This window comes from Streptomyces telluris (genome assembly GCF_024519335.1).
Taxonomy (GTDB): Bacteria; Actinomycetota; Actinomycetes; order Streptomycetales; family Streptomycetaceae; genus Streptomyces; species Streptomyces telluris.
Genome location: NZ_JANIID010000002.1, coordinates 218,447 through 233,338, shown reverse-complemented (window position 1 = coordinate 233,338; position 14,892 = coordinate 218,447). Strand labels below are relative to the sequence as shown.

The following is a 14,892-nucleotide window of genomic DNA, read 5'->3' as shown; positions in this document are numbered from 1 at the left end:
CCCGTGAAATCCGACCGCCTGCTGTCGATCCTGCTGTTCCTCCAGACCCGCGGCCGCGTGCCCGCCCGCGAACTGGCCGACCGGCTGGAGGTGTCCGTCCGCACCGTCTACCGCGACGTCGAATCCCTGTCCGCCGCAGGCGTGCCCGTCTACGCCGAGCGCGGCCGCCACGGCGGCATCGCCCTGCTCCCCGGCTACCGGACGGACGTCACCGGCCTCACCTCCGACGAGGCCCGCGCCCTGTTCGTCCTCGCGACCGGGAACACCCACGCCGACCTCGGCCTCGACGGCGCCCTCGGCTCCGCCCTGCGCAAGGTCATGGCCGCCCTGCCCGCCCCGCACCGCCCCGCCGCCGAGGCCACCAGCCGCCGCATCCTCGTCGACCCCGTCCGCTGGCTGAGCGGCCCCGGGGGAGGCCACGAGGGCGCCGACGCCGGCGAGCTGCAGGCCGCCGTCTTCACCGACCGGCGGCTGCGCCTGCGCTACCGCCACGGAGGACAGGAACAGCTCCGCACGTACACCGTCGACCCCTACGGCCTCGTCGCCAAGGCCGGCGTCTGGTACCTCGTCGCCGACCGGCGGGCCCGGCCCCGGCTCTTCCGCGCCGACCGCATGGCCGCCGTGACCGTCACCGCGGACGCGGTGCGCCGCCGTGCGGGTGTGGAGCTCGCCGACGTGTGGGAGGTGCTGCGGCGCGAGGTCGAACAGCGCCCGGCGGACCTGCGGGTGACCGCCACGGTGCGGCGCTCGCGGCTGGACATGTTCCTGCGCATCCTCGGCCCCTTCCTGGCCTCCCCGCCCTCCGCGGACGACCCCGCCGTCGTCGAACTCCGCCTGCCCGAACTCCCCGCCGCCCGCTCCCTGCTCTCCTTCGGCCCCGACGTCGAGGTCCTCTCCCCGCAGGAGGTCCGGGCGGAGCTCGCACGGGTCGCGGCGGCGACTGCTGAGCTGTACGGGGGCCGCGCCGCGGCGCCCTGACGGCGCCCAGCGGACGGGCCGCGGCCCGAGGGCCGGAACGCCCCGTACGGCGCCCGGCCGCGCCTCGTAGAATCGTCCCACCATGGCCTACCTCGACCACGCCGCCACCACCCCGATGCTCCCGGAGGCGGTGCAGGCGATGACCGCCCAGCTCGCCCTCACCGGAAACGCCTCCTCGCTGCACGCCGCCGGCCGGCGGGCGCGCCGCACCGTCGAGGAAGCCCGCGAGTCCCTCGCCGCGGCGCTCGGCGCGCGCCCCAGCGAAATGGTGTTCACCGCGGGCGGCACGGAAGCCGACAACCTCGCCGTCAAGGGCCTGTACTGGGCCCGCCGGGCCGCCGACCCCGCCCGCACGCGCATCCTCGCCAGCCCCGTCGAGCACCACGCCGTCCTCGACGCCGTGCACTGGCTCGGCGAGCACGAGGGCGCCACCGTCGAGTACCTGCCCGTCGACTCCTACGGCCGGGTGCACGCCGACGCCCTGCGCGAGGCCCTCGCCCGCAACCCCGCCGACGTGGCCCTGGCCACCGTCATGTGGGCCAACAACGAGATCGGCACCGTCATGCCGGTGCACGAACTCGCCGCCGCCGCGGCCGAGTTCGACGTCCCGCTGCACGCGGACGCCGTGCAGGCCGTCGGCCAGCTCGACGTCGACTTCGCCGCGTCCGGGCTGGCCGCGATGACCGTCAGCGGACACAAGATCGGCGGCCCGTACGGCATCGGCGCGCTCCTCCTGGGCCGCCGGTACGCGCCCGTGCCGCTGCTCCACGGCGGCGGCCAGGAGCGCCACGTGCGCTCCGGGACGCTCGACGTGCCCGCCGTCGCCGCCTTCGCCGTCGCGGGCGAGCTCGCCGCCGCACGGCGCGCGGACTTCGCGCGCGAGGTCGGCGCGCTGCGCGACAGCCTGATCGCGTCCGTCCGCGAGGCCGTCCCGGACGCCGTCCTCGGCGGCGACCCCGACCCCGCCGGCCGGCTCCCCGCCAACGCCCACTTCTCCTTCCCCGGCTGCGAGGGCGACTCCCTGCTGCTGCTCCTGGACGCGCAGGGCATCGAGTGCTCCACGGGCTCCGCGTGCACGGCGGGCGTGGCCCAGCCGAGCCACGTCGTCCTCGCCACGGGCACCGACGCGGACCTGGCCCGCGGCACCCTGCGCTTCTCGCTGGGCCACACCTCCACGGAGGCGGACGTCGCGGCCGTCGCGCAGGCCATCGGCCCGGTGGTCGAGCGGGCCCGCTCGGCGGGCCTCAGCTGACCGGGGCCTCCCGTACGAGCCGCAGGTACCGCTCCCAGTCCCAGTGGGGCCCGGGGTCGGTGTGGTCGGTCCCCGGGACCTCGGAGTGGGCGACGATGTGCGTGCGGTCCACGGGGATCCGGTAGCGGGCGCAGATCCCGGCCGCGAGGCGGGCGGACGAGGCGTACATGGCGTCCGTGAAGCCGCGGGGCCGGTCCACGTAGCCCTCGTGCTCGATGCCGATGCTGCGCTCGTTGAACCGGCGGTTCCCGGCGTGGAAGGCCACGTCCAGCTCGCGGACGGTCTGGGCGACGTGCCCGTCCTTGCGCACGACGTAGTGCGCGGCGGCCTCGTGCAGGGGGTCGCGGAAGACGCGGAGGGCATCGCCGTACCCGCCCTGGACGACGTGCACGACGATGCGGTCGACGGCGTAGTCGTCCGGCCGCTCGGCACGGCGCCAGTTCGCCGACGACGCGGCGACCCACTCGGCGCCCGGGTGGTCGACGGCGCCGTCCGTCCGCGGCCTCTCCTTGCCGGAGGCCCGCCACCACCAGCGCCTGATCCCGTCGCGGCCTGCGTACCCCGCGGCGCCGGCGACCACGAGGGTGCCCGCACCTCCGATCAGCAGCCGCCGCCGCGAGACCCCCGGCGCCCGCTCCCCGTCCGCTTCCACCCGCGCCCCCGCCTCCGGCGTACCTGCCTGCCCGTCCGCACCCGAAAACGCGTACGAGCCCCTGGCTGGTTCCCGGCCCTGTCCGCCCTTGTCCGCCCTTGCGCGCACCGGTCACCGCCGGGCAGCGCTGTGGGGGTGCTCCGCCGCTGCGGCGGAAGGAGAGCGCCGGTCCCGGCAAGATCTCCCGCCGCGACGGCGGGCAAGCGGGATGGCGCGGTCCGGCGGTGCCGAGCGGCCTCATGCCGGCCGGGCGCCGGCGGACTGCGTTGGGTGCGGGGCCCGGCAGGATCTTCCGCCGCGACGGTGGGCAAGCGGGACGGCGCGGTCCGGCGGTGCCGATCCGTCCCCTGCCGATCCGTCCTCTGCCGGGCGGGCGCCGTCGGTCCCCGGGCCCGCCGGGCGCTGTCCGTCCCGCCGTGACGGTCCCGCACAAACCCGGGAGCCACGGCGCGAGCCGTCCCCGTACCCTGGTAGGGCTATGACTGACTTTCCCGGTGCCCCCGACCTCCGCGCCCCCCGCAAGGGGCTCCGCGTGCTCGCCGCCATGTCCGGCGGTGTCGACTCCGCCGTCGCCGCGGCCCGCGCCGCCGAGGCCGGGCACGACGTGACCGGCGTGCACCTCGCGCTGTCCGCGAACCCGCAGTCCTTCCGGACGGGCGCGCGCGGCTGCTGCACCATCGAGGACTCCCGCGACGCCCGCCGCGCCGCGGACGTCATCGGCATCCCCTTCTACTGCTGGGACCTGGCGGAGCGCTTCCGCGAGGACGTCGTCGAGGACTTCGTCGCCGAGTACGAGGCCGGGCGCACGCCCAACCCCTGCCTGCGCTGCAACGAGAAGATCAAGTTCGCGGCGCTGCTGGACAAGGCGCTCGCGCTGGGCTTCGACGCGGTGTGCACCGGCCACTACGCGACGGTCGTGCTCAACGAGGACGGCACCCGCGAGCTGCACCGCGCGAGCGACATGGCGAAGGACCAGTCCTACGTCCTCGGCGTGCTGGACGACCGGCAGCTGGCCCACGCGATGTTCCCGCTGGGCGACACGGTCACCACGAAGGACGAGATCCGCGCGGAGGCGGAGCGCCGCGGCCTGGCCGTGGCGAAGAAGCCCGACAGCCACGACATCTGCTTCATCGCCGACGGCGACACCCGCGGCTTCCTGGCGAAGCGCCTCGGCAAGGCGGAGGGCGACATCGTCGACGAGACGGGCGCGAAGGTGGGCACCCACGAGGGCGCGTACGGCTTCACGATCGGCCAGCGCAAGGGCCTGCGCATCGGCCACCCGGCTCCGGACGGCAAGCCGCGCTACGTCCTGGACATCTCGCCGGTGAACAACACCGTGACGGTGGGCCCGGTGGAGGCGCTCGACGTCATCGCGCTGACGGCCATCCGCCCCCGCTGGTGCGGCGTCGCCCCCGAGGGCTCCGGCACGTACACCGCCCAGCTGCGCGCCCACGGCGGGGAGACCGAGGTGACGGCCGAGCTGATCGGCGGCGAGCTGCGGGTGGCCTTCGCCGAGCCGGTCCGCGGCGTGGCCCCGGGCCAGGCGATCGTCCTCTACGACGGCACGCGCGTGGTCGGCTCGGCGACGATCGCGACCACCGAGCGCGCGGCGGCGCGGGCGGCGCACAGCGCCTGACCCGCGTCCGGGCCCGCGCGCCCGGAGGGGCGCGCGGGGAGGTGCGTTACGACTTGGTGCGCGTCACGTTGTTGACCGCGCACTTGCCGCTGACGCTGGTGCCCGCCTTCGGCACGTACACCTGGGAGACGTCCTGCGTGTCCGTCTTGCCGGGGCCGACGAAGGGGATGGTGCGGTTGCGGGTGCCGATGAGCGTGCCGGTCGAGTCGGTGAACTTCACCGAGAACGTGTAGGTGTAGCTGTCCGTCAGGCTGGGGTTGGTGACGGAGATCTTCGCGGTGATGCCGCGGGCGTCGCTGTAGTCACAGCTGACGATCTTGAGGTCGCGCGAGGCGCTGCCGCTGCTGCTGCCGCCCGAGGTGAGCCCGCTGGTCGACGACCCGCTGCTGGTGGAACCGCCGGTGGTGAGGCCGGAGGTGCCGCCGGTGGTGAGGCCGCCGTCCGTGCTCGTGCCGCCGCCGGTCGTGCCGCCGGTGCTGGAGTCGCCGGTCGTGCCGCCCGTCGTGGTCGTGCCGCCCGAAGTCGAGCTGCTGCTGTGGTGGCTGGATCCGCCCCCTCCGCCGCAGCCGCCGCCGTGGCTGCCACGGGCTCCGGTCAGGGCGACGACGGCAATTCCGAAGACCGCGGCCGCGCGGACATGACGAAGCTTCACTGGTACTTCCCCCGATAATTGGCTGGAAACAGCGCCTGTTGACGCCCGGCTGACGAGTGCACGTCACGCTAACAGCGCTCTTACAAGCAGCCAAACCAAGCCGCTCCCTGTGACGAACCCGCAACCGAACGGGGCCCTAACGGGGACAGCGCAAGGACAGGAACGGTCCGAAAACCGCCCAGAGCGGCCGGATCGCCCGGCCGCGTACGGTGGCGTCCATGAACATCGCCGTCTTCTGTTCCGCCGCCGACCTCGACGCCCGCTACACCGTCCCCGCCCGCGAGTTCGCCGAACTCATCGGCAGGGGCGGCCACACGCTGGTGTGGGGAGGCTCCGAGTCCGGCCTGATGAAGGTCATGGCCGACGGAGTGCAGGAGAGCGGCGGCCGGCTGGTGGGCGTGACGGTGGAGTTCCTCGCCGCGCGGGCCCGGGACAACGCCGACGAGATGGTCGTCACCCGCGATCTCGCCGAGCGCAAGGCGCAGTTGCTCGCCCGGGCCGACGCCGTCGTCATCATGGTGGGCGGCACCGGCACGCTCGACGAGGCGACGGAGATCCTGGAGCTGAAGAAGCACGGCATTCACGACAAGCCCGTCGTGCTGCTCAACGCCGCCGGCTTCTACGACGGCCTCAAGGCGCAGTTCCAGCGGATGGAGGACGAGGGCTTCCTGCCGCTCCCGCTGTCCGAGCTGGTGTTCTTCGCGGAGGACGGCCTCGGGGCGATGGCGTACCTGGAGGAGTCGGCGGGTCTGCAGTAGCACCCGCGGTAGGGCAAGCTGGCTCCCATGGCAACACATCTGATCACCGGGGCCGGCTCCGGCATCGGGCAGGCGGTCGCGCGCCGCCTCCTCGACCGGGGCGACGAGGTCCACCTCTTCGCGCGGGACGCCGGCCGGGCCAGGGAACTGGCCGCCGCGTTCCCCGGCGCCCGCACGCTCGTGGCCGACCTGTCCAACCCGGACCGGCTCTCCTGGGCCCTCGACAAGCAGCCGCTGCCCGACCGGGTCGACACGCTGCTGCACATCGCGGGCGTCGTCGACCTCGGCGACGTCGGCGAGCTGACGCCGAAGACGTGGAACGCCACGCTCGCCGCCAACCTGGTCTCCCCGGCCGAGCTGACGCGGCTGTTCCTGCCGCAGCTGCGCGTGACGAAGGGGCACGTCGTCTTCGTCAACTCGGGCGCCGGGCTGCACGCCCACGCCGGCTGGAGCGCGTACGCCGCGAGCAAGCACGGCCTGAAGGCGCTCGCGGACTCGCTGCGGGCCGAGGAGCACGCGGCCGGCGTGCGCGTCACCAGCGTCTACCCGGGCCGCACCGCGACCCCCATGCAGGCGAAGGTGCACCAGCAGGAGGGCAAGGAGTACGACCCGTCGCAGTGGATCGACCCCGAGTCGGTCGCCTCGACGATCCTGCTCGCGATCGACCTCCCGCGCGACGCGGAGATCAACGACCTGTCCGTCCGGCCCGGTCGCTGACGCGGCGGCGTACGCTGGCGGCATGAGCAGCAGCGCAGTGCAGGACACGGCGGCCCTCGGGTGCTCGGTCAAGGAGATCCGGTCCCTGGTCGTCGAGCTCAACAAGCGCATGGACGCGCACCAGCGCGGCCGCAGCGCCGAGTTCGACCTCACGCCCACCCAGGCGAAGGCCCTGGAGGAGCTCGGGCGGCCGAGGACGGCGCGCGAGCTGGCGGCGATCCTCAGCTGCGAGCCGCCGAACGTCACGTACGTGGTGGACAAGCTGGAGAAGCGCGGCCTGGTCGTGCGCGAGCCGCACCCGCAGGACAGGCGGGCCAAGCGGCTCGTCCTGACCGACGCGGGGCGGGAGTTGCGCCTGGAGCTGCTGCGGCGTATCGGGCGCGACTCGCCGCTGGACCACATGTCGCACGAGGAGCGGGCGGCCCTGCGGGACCAGCTGGCGAGGGCGCTGGAGGGCGCGTAGGCCGCGAGGCGCGGGCACGGGGGAGCCTCCGGGACATCCGTCCCGGGGGCTTTCGTATAGCTCTCGTAAAGTTACAGCTGTAATGATTGCCTGGATAATCAATACAGCTTTAACTATCTCCATGATCGCTCAGTCCCGCCCCTCCGCGGCCGCCTCCGCCTCCGCACCGGTCCCGCCGGCCGCCCCCGCCCGGCCGGCGCTCGGCATCTTCACCCTCGCCCTGGGCTTCGTGCTGGCCTCGCTCGACGTCACGATCATCAACATCGCCGGCCCCTCCCTCCGTACGGGCCTCGGGCTCTCCCTGTCCGGCCTGACCTGGGTCGTCAGCGGCTACGTCCTCGCCTTCGCCGCCCTCCTGCTCCTGGCCGGCTCCCTCGCCGGGCGCTACGGGGCGCGCCGCACCTACCTCGCCGGGCTCGCGCTCTTCACCGCGGCCTCGCTGCTGGCTGCGGCCGCGCCCGGGGCGGGCGTGCTCATCGCCGGACGGATCCTGCAGGGCGCCGGCGCGGCGCTGTTCATGCCCAGCTCGCTGACGCTGCTCCTCGCCGCCTTCCCCGGCGCCCGGGAGCGGGCCCGGGTCCTCGGACTGTGGTCGGCGATCGTCTCCGTGGCCGCCGGGCTCGGCCCGGCCGTCGGCGGCCTCCTCGTCGGCACGTTCGGCTGGCGCTCCGTCTTCCTGATCAACCTGCCGCTGGGCCTGCTCGGCCTCGTGCTCGCCCACCGCGTCATCGCCCCCCTGCCGGGCCGGCCCGCACCGCTCGCCGCGGCCGGCCATGCCCTCGGCCTGCTCGCCCTGGCCGCCCTCAGCTACGGGCTCATCGAAGGCCCGGACCTGGGCTGGGCCGCGCCGCGCGTGCTGGTCCCGCTCGCCGTCGCCGTCCTGGCCGGCGCCGCCTTCGTCGTCCGCGAGCGCCGCGCGGCGGTCCGCGTCCTGCCCCGCGCGCTCTTCTCCGACGCCCGCTTCCCGGCCGCCAACGCCATCGGCTTCCTCTTCAACTTCGGCCTCTTCGGCGGGCTGTTCATGCTCGGCCTCTTCCTGCAGAACGCGCGCGGCGCGAGCCCCGTGCAGGCCGGTCTGCAGATGCTGCCCGTCCAGGCCGTCTGGCTCCTCGGCAACGTCCTCTACGCGAGGACCGGCCCGCGCACCGGCAACCGCGTGATCCTCACGGTCACCCTCGCCGTCGCCGCCGCGGGCACCCTGGTCCTGGCCCTGACCGTCTCGCCCGGCATGCCGTACTGGGTGCTCGCGACCGTCCTCGCCACGCTCAACGTCGGCATCGGCATGGCCTCCCCGGCGATGACCGGCGCCACCATGGAGTCCGCCGGCACCGAGCACTCCGGCATCGCGGGCGCCGCGCTCAACGCCAACCGCCAGATCGGCTCCCTCGTCGGCGTCGGCGCCGTCAGCGCCGTGCTCACCGCGGCGGACGGCTGGTACGCGGGCGCGGCGGCGTCCTTCGGACTGACCGCGGGCGCCTACGCGGCGGCCGGGCTCGTCGCCTGGCTCGGCCTGCGCGCCGGTAGCCGCACGCCCCGTAGTCTTCCTGCGTGAGCGACAAGAGCGACAACGACCAGGGGTCCGGTGGCCGTCCGCCGGGAGCGGGGAAGATCTGGGGCGCCGGTGCGGCCACCGGCGTCGGGTCGATGCCCGGCGGCGACGCCCGCGAGGCCGCGAAGACCGTCACCGGGTCCCTGGAGACCCTGCCGTACCTGCCGGAGCTGCCCTCCCGCGGCCCCGGCGCCGACATGATCGGGCGCACCACCGGACTGCTGGTGGACGTCTACGCGCACGTGGAGCCCAGCGGATGGCGCGTCAGCGACCGGCCGGGCCGCGACACCAAGCGCGCCCGCTCCTGGCTGGGCGAGGACCTGGACGCGCTGGAGGAGTACACACAGGGCTACGAGGGCGCGCTCAAGGTCTCCGCCGTCGGCCCGTGGACCCTCGCCGCCGCCCTCGAACTGCGCGGCGGCGAGGCCGCCCTCGGCGACGCCGGCGCCTGCCGCGACCTGACGGCCTCGCTGGCCGAGGGCCTGCGGGGCCACCTCGCCGACGTGCGGCGGCGGGTGCCCGGCGCCCGCGTCGTGCTGCAGCTGGACGAGCCGTCGCTGACCGCCGTCCTCACCGGGCACGTGCGCACCGCCAGCGGCTACCGCACCTACCGGGCCGTCGACCGGGCCGTGGTCGAGGGCGCCCTGCGCGACCTGGTGGCGGTCGCCCGCGAAACCACCGGCGAGGCGCCCGTCGTCCACTCGTGCGCCCCCGGCGTGCCCTTCGCGCTGCTGCGCCGAGCCGGCTTCCAAGGCATCTCGTTCGATTTTTCGCTCTTCACCGAGCGTGAGGAAGAAGCGGTGGGAGAGGCGGTGGAGGCGGGTACCGCACTGTTCGTGGGCGTGGTGCCGGGCACGGACGGCCCATTGTCAGACCCTGCCGGTAGCGTCATGGGTGTCAGGACGCTGTGGCGCAGGCTGGGGCTGGCACCGGGGACCCTCGCGGAGTCCGTGGTCGTCACGCCCTCGTGCGGGCTCGCGGGCGCTTCGCCCGCATATGCCCGCGCGGCCCTCGCCCACTGCGCCCGGGCGGCGAAATCACTCGCAGACAACCCTGAGTGACGGCGCTCATGGATCAACGGGAGGACGAGACGGTGGCTGTCGAACAGCAGGGCGGACGGCAGGGCGAAGAGCTCGCGGCGAGTTCCGCCGTGCCCGCGGAGGCGCGGGAGAAGCACGCACTGCTGGCCGAGCAGGTCGAGGAGCACCGCTTCCGGTACTACGTCAAGGACGCCCCCGTCGTCAGCGACGCCGAGTTCGACAAGCTGCTGCGCTCGCTGGAGGCCCTGGAGGAGGAGTACCCGGAGCTGCGCACGCCGGACTCGCCGACCCAGAAGGTCGCCGGGGCCTACGAGACGGAGTTCACGGCCGTCGAGCACCGCGAGCGCATGCTCTCCCTCGACAACGCCTTCGACGACGAGGAGCTGGCCGCCTGGGCCGAGCGCATCGCCAAGGAGATCGGCGGCGGCACGCCGTACCACTTCCTGTGCGAGCTCAAGGTCGACGGCCTCGCCGTCAACCTCACCTACGAGCACGGCCGCCTCACCCGCGCCGCCACCCGCGGCGACGGCCGCACCGGCGAGGACATCACCCCCAACGTCCGCACCATCGCCGAGATCCCCGACCGCCTCCGGGGCGACCGCATCCCGGCCCTCGTCGAGGTCCGCGGCGAGGTCTACTTCCCGATGGAGAAGTTCGAGGAGCTCAACGCCGCCCTGGTGGAGGCCGGCAAGCCCCCCTTCGCCAACCCGCGCAACGCCGCCGCGGGCTCGCTGCGCCAGAAGGACCCGCGCGTCACCGCCACCCGGCCGCTGCACATGGTCGTCCACGGCATCGGCGCCCGCGAGGGCTTCGACATCGACCGCCAGTCGCAGGCCTACGGGCTGCTGCGCGAGTGGGGGCTGCCGACGGCGGCGCACGCTCAGGTCGTGGGCGACATGACGGACGTACGGAAGTTCATCGCCCACTACGGCGACCCCGACGTGCGCCACTCGATGGAGCACGAGATCGACGGCGTCGTGGTCAAGCTGGACGAGATCGCCCTGCAGGGCCGCCTCGGCTCCACCTCCCGCGCCCCCCGCTGGGCCATCGCGTGGAAGTACGCCCCGGAGGAGGTCAACACCAAGCTGGTGGACATCCGCGTGGGCGTCGGCCGCACGGGCCGCGTCACGCCGTACGCCGTGGTCGAGCCGGTCACGGTCGCGGGCTCCGAGGTCGAGTTCGCCACCCTGCACAACCAGGAGGTCGTCAAGACCAAGGGCGTCCTCATCGGCGACACCGTCGTGCTGCGCAAGGCGGGCGACGTGATCCCCGAGATCCTCGGCCCGGTGGCCGACCTGCGGGACGGCACGGAGCGGGAGTTCGTCATGCCCGCGGAGTGCCCCGAGTGCCGCACGCCGCTGCGGCCCATGAAGGAGGGCGACATCGACCTCCGCTGCCCCAACGCCCGCGCCTGCCCCGCCCAGATCCGCGAGCGCCTCTTCTACCTCGCCGGCCGCCAGTGCCTCGACATCGAGAACCTCGGCTACGTGGCCTCCACGGCGCTCACCCAGCCGCTGGAGCCCGCCGAGCCGCCCCTGCGGGACGAGGGCGACCTGTTCGGCATGACCATCGAACAGCTGCTGCCCATCAAGTCCCACGTCGTGGACCCGGACTCCGGCCTGCCCAAGCGCGACCCGAAGACGGGGGAGGAGAAGGTCGTCACCTTCTTCGCCAACCAGAAGGGCGAGCCGAAGAAGAACGCCCTGGCCATGCTGGAGAACATCCAGGCGTCCAGGCAGCGCCCCCTCGCCCGCATCATCAACGGCCTGTCCATCCGTCACGTGGGCCCGGTCTCGGCCGCCGTCCTCGCCCGCGAGTTCCGCTCCGTCGACCGCATCGCCGAGGCGAGCGAGGAGGAGCTGGCCGCCGTCGAGGGCGTCGGCCCGATCGTCGCCGCCGCCGTCAAGGAGTGGTTCGCCGAGGACTGGCACCGCGAGATCATCGAGAAGTGGCGCGCCGCCGGCGTCCGGATGGAGGAGGAGGCCGGGGAGGACGAAGGCCCGCGCCCCCTCGCCGGCCTGACGGTCGTCGTCACCGGCACGCTCGCCTCGTACACCCGCGACGGCGCCAAGGAGGCCCTGCAGAGCCGGGGCGCCAAGGTCACCGGCTCGGTGTCGAAGAAGACGGACTTCGTGGTCGTCGGCGACAACCCCGGGTCCAAGTACGACAAGGCCATGCAGCTGAAGGTGCCCGTCCTGGAGGAGGACGGCTTCGCCGTGCTCCTCGCCGAAGGCCCCGACGCGGCGCGGGAAGCGGCCGTCCCGCAAGAGGGCGCGGGAGCGGGCGGGGGCGCGGGCGCGGACGAGAGCACCAAGGCCGAGGCGTAGCGGGCAGGGGGTGCGGGTAGCCCCTCCGCACCCCCCACCACCCGCGCCGTCACCCGCCCCACGCGGAGCGGCGCCGCCGGCGGAAGGCAGGTTCGCACACCGGTCGCCACCCCAGCGGAGTAATGCCCGCATAGGCAGTGGGCATTACCCCTACAGCGCATACCAGATGGCTACAAGAGGCCGGATCCCAATCGGGCAACCGCTGCCGATCGCTGCCCGCCGTAGCCTTCTGCGGCCTACTGTTGAGATGTGCGCCTGCCGTGGCGCGGGCACCGCCGGCTGTGAGAGGGACGGGCATGAAACCCACCGACAGCGCCGAACCGGCATCCCGGCTGCGCCGGGTCCCTCCGCCCGCGCTGCCGACGGTCTGCGTCGCCGTGGCGGTGCTCGCACTGGCCGCGGGGATCTGCCGGGTGCTCGCCGCGGGCCACTCCGTCTTCCCCGGACGCACCGTCGGCTGGTCGCTGGCCGTTCTCACCGGCCTCATCGTCGCCCACCTCGTCGCCCTCGGGCGCGACCGCTGGTGGGGCGGCACGGGCTCCGGGGCCGCCCTCACCCTCGCCGTCCTCCTCCTCTACGGCTGGCTGCCGGCCGTCCTGATCAGCATCGCCGTCGTCCTGCTCGTCGCCACGGCGCGCCGCCACCGCTGGCGCCAGGCCTTACTCCACGGTGCCGTCGACATCCTCGGCATCGGCGCCGCGGGGCTCGCCCTCGCCGTGTGCGGCGTCGTCTCCACCGTCGAGCGCCCCTGGCTGCCCGATCAGTGGCCGCTCACCGCCGTCCCCAAGGTGGCCTTCGCCGCCTTCATGTACCTCGCCGTCACCCGCGCCCTGCTCTGGTACTCCATGGCCCCCCGGGCCGGCCTGAGCACCATCGCCCGCACCGCCCTCGTCCGGCAGGCCCTCGTCGGCGGCGCCCTCCTCGGCATTGCCCCGCTGATCGCCGTCGTCGCCGACCACGCTCCGCTGCTGCTGCCGCTGTTCGCCGTCCCCCTCATCGCCCTCGACTCCACCCTGTGGATCGCCCGCGCCCGCGCCGAGGAACAGCTGCGCGACCCCCTCACCGGACTGCCCAACCGCCAGTGGCTGCTGGAGCGCACCTGGAGCGCGCTCGACGAGGCCGAGCGCGCCGGCACCCGCTCCGCCCTCGTCCTCATCGACCTCGACCGCTTCCGCTCCGTCAACGACACCCTCGGCCACCTCGCCGGGGACCGGCTGCTGCTGCAGATAGCCGAGCGGCTGCGCCTGGCCCTGCCGCGCGACGCGGAAGCGGCGCGGCTCGGCGGCGACGAGTTCGCGGTGCTCCTGCCCACCGCCGACTCCCTCACCAGCGCCCAGCGCGTGGCCCGTTCCCTGGTGGCCGCGCTGGGCTCGCCGCTCGACCTCGACGGGCTCACCCTCGTGCTGGAGGCCAGCGCCGGCGTCGCCGTCTACCCCGATCACGCCCTCGACGCCGAGGGGCTGCTGCGCCGGGCCGACGTCGCCATGTACCAGGCCAAGCGCGACCGCAGCGGCGTCGAGGTCTACGAGGCCCGCCGCGACGGCAACACCCCCGACCGGCTCGGCCTCCTCGGCGACCTGCGGCGCGCGCTCGACGCGGGCGACGTCGAGCTGCACTACCAGCCCAAGGTCGGCTTCGACGGGCACGTCGAGGGCCTGGAGGCGCTGGTGCGCTGGGTCCACCCGGAGCGGGGCCGCGTCTCCCCGGACGAGTTCATCGCCATCGCCGAATCCTCCGGCCTCATGCCGAGGCTCACCGAGTACGTCCTGGAGACGGCCCTCGGCCAGGTGGCGAAGTGGCGGGCCATGGGCCTGGAGGTGCCGGTCGCCGTCAACGTCTCCCCGCGCGACGTTCACACTCCCGGGTTCGCGGGATCGGTCGCGGCGCGGCTGGCCCGGCACGGGGTCCCCGCGGGGGCGCTGCAGCTGGAGATAACCGAGCACGTCCTGCTGGAGGACCCGCAGCGGGCCGCGGACACCCTGGCGGGGCTGACGGGGCACGGGGTGAAGATGTCGCTGGACGACTTCGGCACCGGGTATTCGTCGCTGGTCCACCTCCGCCGGCTCCCGGTGAGCGAGCTGAAGATCGACCGGTCGTTCGTGGCCCGCCTCGCCATCGACAACGAGGACGCCGAGATCGTCCGCTGCACGCTCGACCTCGCCCACTCCCTCGGCCTGCTCGTCGTCGCCGAGGGCGTCGAGGACGACGAGACCTGGGAGCGGCTGCGCGACCTGGGCTGCGACGCCGTCCAGGGCTGGCTCGTCGCCGCGGCCATGCCGCCGGACGAGACCACGGCGTGGCTGCGCCTGCGCAACGAGTCCGGCTGGCACCGGGAGGCCGACCGCGTCGCCGCGGGGTCCGCCGCGGCGGCGCCGGCCGCGGCGGAAGAGGACGCGGTCACGTAGGGGTTGCGCCCGCTCGGGCGCCGCCGGACAGGCCTGCCCGGCGGCGCCGGAACGGCCCCGGCCGCAGCCACGCGCAAAGCGTTTAGCAGGCACTGCGCCCCGCGCCATAGGATTGGGCGCACAACCCGCCCAGAATCCGTCACAACCCCTGAGGATCGCCGCATGCCTGGCATCACGCGCGAGGAGGTAGCCCACCTCGCACGGCTGGCACGTCTGGAGCTCAAGGACGAAGAGCTCGAGCACTTCGCCGGCCAGCTCGACGACATCATCGGCGCGGTCGCCCGCGTCTCCGAGGTCGCCGAGCAGGACGTCCCCCCGACGTCCCACCCGCTGCCGCTGACCAACGTCATGCGCCCGGACGAGGTCCGTCCGTCGCTGACCCCGCAGGAGGCGCTCTCCGGCGCCCCCGCCCAGGAGCAGCAGCGTTTCAAGGTGCCGCAGATCCTGGGGGAGGACTAAACCG

13 protein-coding genes are annotated in these 14,892 nt (G+C 74.2%); 11 read left to right on the top strand and 2 right to left on the bottom strand.

Annotated features, from left to right (window positions below; genetic code table 11):
* Window positions 1-3 precede the first annotated feature (3 nt).
* Window positions 4-978 (top strand): helix-turn-helix transcriptional regulator, encoded by a 975-nt coding sequence (locus tag NQU55_RS03085; RefSeq protein WP_168092081.1) that lies wholly within the window; start codon window positions 4-6, stop codon window positions 976-978.
* Between the two features lie 82 nt (window positions 979-1,060).
* Window positions 1,061-2,230 carry a cysteine desulfurase family protein gene (locus NQU55_RS03080; RefSeq protein ID WP_168092080.1) on the top strand — a complete coding sequence of 390 codons (1,170 nt, stop codon included), beginning with the start codon at window positions 1,061-1,063 and terminating at the stop codon, window positions 2,228-2,230.
* On the opposite strand, the gene NQU55_RS03075 is transcribed toward NQU55_RS03080, so the two are convergent.
* A complete protein-coding gene (locus NQU55_RS03075; protein WP_168092079.1) occupies window positions 2,223-2,882 on the bottom strand; it encodes an N-acetylmuramoyl-L-alanine amidase in 660 nt (219 codons plus the stop codon). The genes NQU55_RS03080 and NQU55_RS03075 overlap by 8 nt on opposite strands.
* Before the next feature lie 478 nt (window positions 2,883-3,360).
* On the opposite strand from NQU55_RS03075, the gene mnmA reads away from it, so the two are divergent.
* Window positions 3,361-4,518, top strand: a complete 1,158-nt coding sequence (gene mnmA, locus NQU55_RS03070; protein ID WP_168092078.1) for a tRNA 2-thiouridine(34) synthase MnmA — start codon at window positions 3,361-3,363, stop codon at window positions 4,516-4,518.
* A gap of 46 nt (window positions 4,519-4,564) precedes the next feature.
* Here the strand turns inward: mnmA and NQU55_RS03065 are convergent, their stop codons facing one another.
* The gene (locus NQU55_RS03065) at window positions 4,565-5,170 is read right to left on the bottom strand and encodes a hypothetical protein (protein WP_168092077.1); all 606 of its coding nucleotides are present in this window, start codon (window positions 5,168-5,170) and stop codon (window positions 4,565-4,567) included.
* Window positions 5,171-5,388: 218 nt separating this feature from the next.
* On the opposite strand from NQU55_RS03065, the gene NQU55_RS03060 reads away from it, so the two are divergent.
* The 8 genes from NQU55_RS03060 to gatC all read left to right on the top strand — a co-directional run bounded on the left by NQU55_RS03060 (window position 5,389) and on the right by gatC (window position 14,888).
* Window positions 5,389-5,928, top strand: a complete 540-nt coding sequence (locus NQU55_RS03060; RefSeq protein ID WP_168092076.1) for an LOG family protein — start codon at window positions 5,389-5,391, stop codon at window positions 5,926-5,928.
* 27 nt (window positions 5,929-5,955) lie between these two features.
* Entirely contained in the window at window positions 5,956-6,645 is a 690-nt protein-coding gene (locus tag NQU55_RS03055; RefSeq protein WP_206329141.1) for an SDR family oxidoreductase, read from the top strand.
* 22 nt (window positions 6,646-6,667) lie between these two features.
* Window positions 6,668-7,108, top strand: coding sequence for a MarR family winged helix-turn-helix transcriptional regulator (locus NQU55_RS03050; RefSeq protein ID WP_240976237.1), 441 nt, complete (start codon window positions 6,668-6,670; stop codon window positions 7,106-7,108).
* Window positions 7,109-7,229: 121 nt separating this feature from the next.
* The gene (locus NQU55_RS03045; protein WP_168092075.1) at window positions 7,230-8,660 is read left to right on the top strand and encodes an MFS transporter; all 1,431 of its coding nucleotides are present in this window, start codon (window positions 7,230-7,232) and stop codon (window positions 8,658-8,660) included.
* Window positions 8,661-8,716: 56 nt separating this feature from the next.
* Window positions 8,717-9,718: a methionine synthase gene (locus NQU55_RS03040; RefSeq protein WP_308402195.1), complete on the top strand. Its 1,002-nt coding sequence runs from the start codon at window positions 8,717-8,719 to the stop codon at window positions 9,716-9,718.
* 8 nt (window positions 9,719-9,726) lie between these two features.
* Window positions 9,727-12,024: an NAD-dependent DNA ligase LigA gene (gene ligA, locus NQU55_RS03035; protein WP_168092073.1), complete on the top strand. Its 2,298-nt coding sequence runs from the start codon at window positions 9,727-9,729 to the stop codon at window positions 12,022-12,024.
* 296 nt (window positions 12,025-12,320) lie between these two features.
* Window positions 12,321-14,429: a putative bifunctional diguanylate cyclase/phosphodiesterase gene (locus NQU55_RS03030; RefSeq protein ID WP_168092072.1), complete on the top strand. Its 2,109-nt coding sequence runs from the start codon at window positions 12,321-12,323 to the stop codon at window positions 14,427-14,429.
* A gap of 162 nt (window positions 14,430-14,591) precedes the next feature.
* Entirely contained in the window at window positions 14,592-14,888 is a 297-nt protein-coding gene (gene gatC / locus NQU55_RS03025; RefSeq protein WP_030368121.1) for an Asp-tRNA(Asn)/Glu-tRNA(Gln) amidotransferase subunit GatC, read from the top strand.
* Window positions 14,889-14,892 lie beyond the last annotated feature (4 nt).

Excerpts from the sequence above, each read along its gene's own strand:
- NQU55_RS03080 (WP_168092080.1), top strand. The coding sequence starts at position 1,061 with ATGGCCTACCTCGACCACGCCGCCACCACCCCGATGCTCCCGGAGGCG.
- mnmA (WP_168092078.1), top strand. The coding sequence starts at position 3,361 with ATGACTGACTTTCCCGGTGCCCCCGACCTCCGCGCCCCCCGCAAGGGG.
- NQU55_RS03060 (WP_168092076.1), top strand. The coding sequence starts at position 5,389 with ATGAACATCGCCGTCTTCTGTTCCGCCGCCGACCTCGACGCCCGCTAC.
- NQU55_RS03055 (WP_206329141.1), top strand. The coding sequence starts at position 5,956 with ATGGCAACACATCTGATCACCGGGGCCGGCTCCGGCATCGGGCAGGCG.
- NQU55_RS03050 (WP_240976237.1), top strand. The coding sequence starts at position 6,668 with ATGAGCAGCAGCGCAGTGCAGGACACGGCGGCCCTCGGGTGCTCGGTC.
- NQU55_RS03045 (WP_168092075.1), top strand. The coding sequence starts at position 7,230 with ATGATCGCTCAGTCCCGCCCCTCCGCGGCCGCCTCCGCCTCCGCACCG.
- ligA (WP_168092073.1), top strand. The coding sequence starts at position 9,727 with ATGGATCAACGGGAGGACGAGACGGTGGCTGTCGAACAGCAGGGCGGA.
- NQU55_RS03030 (WP_168092072.1), top strand. The coding sequence starts at position 12,321 with ATGAAACCCACCGACAGCGCCGAACCGGCATCCCGGCTGCGCCGGGTC.
- gatC (WP_030368121.1), top strand. The coding sequence starts at position 14,592 with ATGCCTGGCATCACGCGCGAGGAGGTAGCCCACCTCGCACGGCTGGCA.